Origin of the sequence: 'Cynodon dactylon' phytoplasma, from assembly GCF_009268075.1 — a bacterium.
GTDB lineage: Bacteria > Bacillota_I > Bacilli_A > Acholeplasmatales > Acholeplasmataceae > Phytoplasma > Phytoplasma cynodontis.
This window is the reverse complement of sequence record NZ_VWOH01000010.1, coordinates 1-2,690: the sequence shown is the minus strand read 5'-3', so window position 1 is coordinate 2,690 and position 2,690 is coordinate 1. Positions and strand designations below refer to the sequence as shown.

Annotated in this window: 2 protein-coding genes; both read right to left on the bottom strand. The window is 23.6% G+C overall.

Features of this window, described 5'->3' with window-relative positions; translation table 11 throughout:
- Nucleotides 1-601: 601 nt before the first annotated feature.
- A complete protein-coding gene (locus F1741_RS02205) occupies nt 602-2,296 on the bottom strand; it encodes a DpnII family type II restriction endonuclease (RefSeq protein ID WP_152309986.1) in 1,695 nt (564 codons plus the stop codon).
- 235 nt (nt 2,297-2,531) lie between these two features.
- The gene (locus F1741_RS02335) at nt 2,532-2,654 is read right to left on the bottom strand and encodes an IS3 family transposase (protein ID WP_193310887.1); all 123 of its coding nucleotides are present in this window, start codon (nt 2,652-2,654) and stop codon (nt 2,532-2,534) included.
- Nucleotides 2,655-2,690 lie beyond the last annotated feature (36 nt).

Genomic DNA, 2,690 nt, shown 5'->3' with positions numbered 1-2,690 from the left:
TATTTCAAATCTAGAGTAAACCTTTTCCTCATTTAAAACATTTCATATTTTAATTCAAATTTAAAAATTTAATTTTTTAAGAAAAAATTTTAAAGAAAAAAGAAAGTAACAAAGAAAAAAGAAAAGAAATATATCTAACTTACTTACTATAGTAAGTAAGTAAGTTAGATATATATACTGTTCACTAACGTTCACCCCTATTTTATCTTTATCTAAAAGAAAGTTTTTTGTCAAGTACTTTTTAAAATTTCTTGACCAAAAAAGTAAAAAAAAGTAAAAGGAAGAGGTTTAGAGGAAAAAAAGCTTGGAGGAGCTTTTTTTCCTCTCTCCCTCTTTTAAAAAGTTTTAAAAAAAAGAAAAATATAAAGTAAAAGGAAAGGATACAGAGGGTAAAAGCTTAGAAGAGTTTTTCCCTCTTCTCCTTTCTTAAAAAAAGATGAAAAAATAAATAATATGTAAAAGCATTTCAGAATATAAAAAAAAGAAAAAGAAAAAAATAAAAAAAGAAAAAATAAATGTGTGTCCGCCGCGCGCTGAACATTGAAACTAACACCAAAAGCTTTCTAACAAGAGAGCAAGCAAAAAAATAATGGAAGTTTGATTAATGATTTTTTTGCATAGTTATAATGAAATTTTCAAATCTTTGAATGTTATAAAAATGTTCTATATTTTCTAATGCTGCTTTTAAAGGATTGCTGATATTTTTTAATCCTATTCCGTCGACAACATAAATAAATTCTTTGTCTTTGAATTGTTTAATTGTTTTGTTAAAATCTATAAAACTGGAAAATTCGCTGTTGATTTTAGAACCAACAACATTAAAAAAACTACATTTTAATAAGAAAATAGTTTTTTGTATTTTAAAAACAAAATCTATTTTTTTAGTTTCTTTTAATTCGTTATTGACAAAAATGTCTTTCAATGTTACTTCAGTTTGAAATTCGATATTATTTTTTTTTAATATTTCAGAAATGATAAACATCATCATTTTCCCAGTTTTATTTTTATTCGTATTTGAATTTAAACCTATTTTTACACCTAATAACAAAGATTGTATATTATGAACTGTTGGATTTAAAAAAATTTCTTGTAATAAACCAGATTCTTCAACAAAATTTAAAATAGATGTTAAACAAGTAAAATCAACTTTAAATTCTTGATTTTCCTTATTTAAAAAGATTAATTGGTCTTCTTTTGAATGTTTTTTTGCTATCAAAAAAGGTAAAATGCTAAAACATTCTGTTTTTTTCATTTTAAACAAATACTCAATTTTACTTTTAAATTCAGTTAATGAAGAAGAAAATAAAGTATTTAATTCGTTTATTTCAACATTATATTTTGTTAAAAAAGTATCAATTTTATTCCAATCAATATAAGAATTTAAATTATAAGTAGTAGTGCGTAATTCTTTTTTAAAACTTAAATAATTTAATTCTAAAAGTTTATTTGTTGTAATAGGATAATTAGTGATAATTGTTTCATAATGATTATTTTTTCTCTTTGAAGAATCAGAATTAATAAAACGTGAAACAGAAATTCTATTTAAATAAAATTCAGAATATAATTTATTAATATAAGGGGTATCATGATTGGTTAAAAGCCATTTAACCCCTCTATGATGTGCTTTGTTTAAGGTCTCAAATAATCTTTTTTGCCCTTCTTTGCCGAAAGGGGTATGAGTGTAAGCATCAAAAGAATTATTATCTGAATCATAAGGAGGATCGACAAAAAGAAAATCATCTTTTTGTGATCGATCGATGATTATTTGATAATCATGGCAAAAAAATTCAATCTTTGGATATTTTTGAAAATAAAAAAGAATTTTTTTGATATTTTCAATATCAATTAAAGATGATAAAGTAAGATCGGTTTTTTTGTTAAAAGGAACATTAAATTCATTTTTTCTGTTAACACGATAAATACCATTGAAACAAGTTTTATTTAAAAAAATAAAAAGAGCAGTTTTTCTAATATTGGCGATTGATTGATTATATTCATCTCTTATTTGCCAATAAAAAGATTCACCATCTTTTTTGAGTTGTTCGTTTAATTCCTTTAATATTTGAATAATTTTGGAAGAATGCTTTATTAAATTCTGCCATACTAAAATTAAATCTGAATTTATATCATTAAGAATTGCTTTATGAGGTTGTAAATGCAAAAAAAGAGCACCACCACCTAAAAATGGCTCATAATAAGTATTAAATTTCGATGGAATAACGATATCTAAAAAAGGTAGTAATTGAGTTTTACCGCCAATCCATTTAATAAAAGGTTTTAAGGTTGTTTTTTTCATTTCGTCTTACCTTTAATTTATCCAGTTAATTATAACATTTAATTATAATATAAATCAATTTTAATAATAAATTTTTTTAATTTTTTCACTGAACAAATAAAAATCCTTTCTGGGTTTGTTAAATATAGTATTGATCTATCAAAAATAAAAAAAGAAAAAATAAATGTGTGTCCGCCGCCGCGCCTGCCTAAAAGCCCTCTTAAAATAGAGCACCAAAGCAAAAACTTATTTTGTTTTAAATTCTGTTTTGTTGTTCGTATTGTTTTTTGAACTGAAGGGGAGATAAATAACCTAAGTACTTCAGTTCTCTTTTTTGATTATAATACTGGATAAAAGAGTCTATTTTCTTTTTAATCATTTGAGGATTCAGATCTTCTGGTTTCTCACAATAAAA

Bases quoted from the DNA above. Each gene is read 5' to 3' on its own strand.
- F1741_RS02205 (WP_152309986.1), bottom strand. From the start codon at position 2,296: ATGAAAAAAACAACCTTAAAACCTTTTATTAAATGGATTGGCGGTAAA.
- F1741_RS02335 (WP_193310887.1), bottom strand. From the start codon at position 2,654: ATGATTAAAAAGAAAATAGACTCTTTTATCCAGTATTATAATCAAAAA.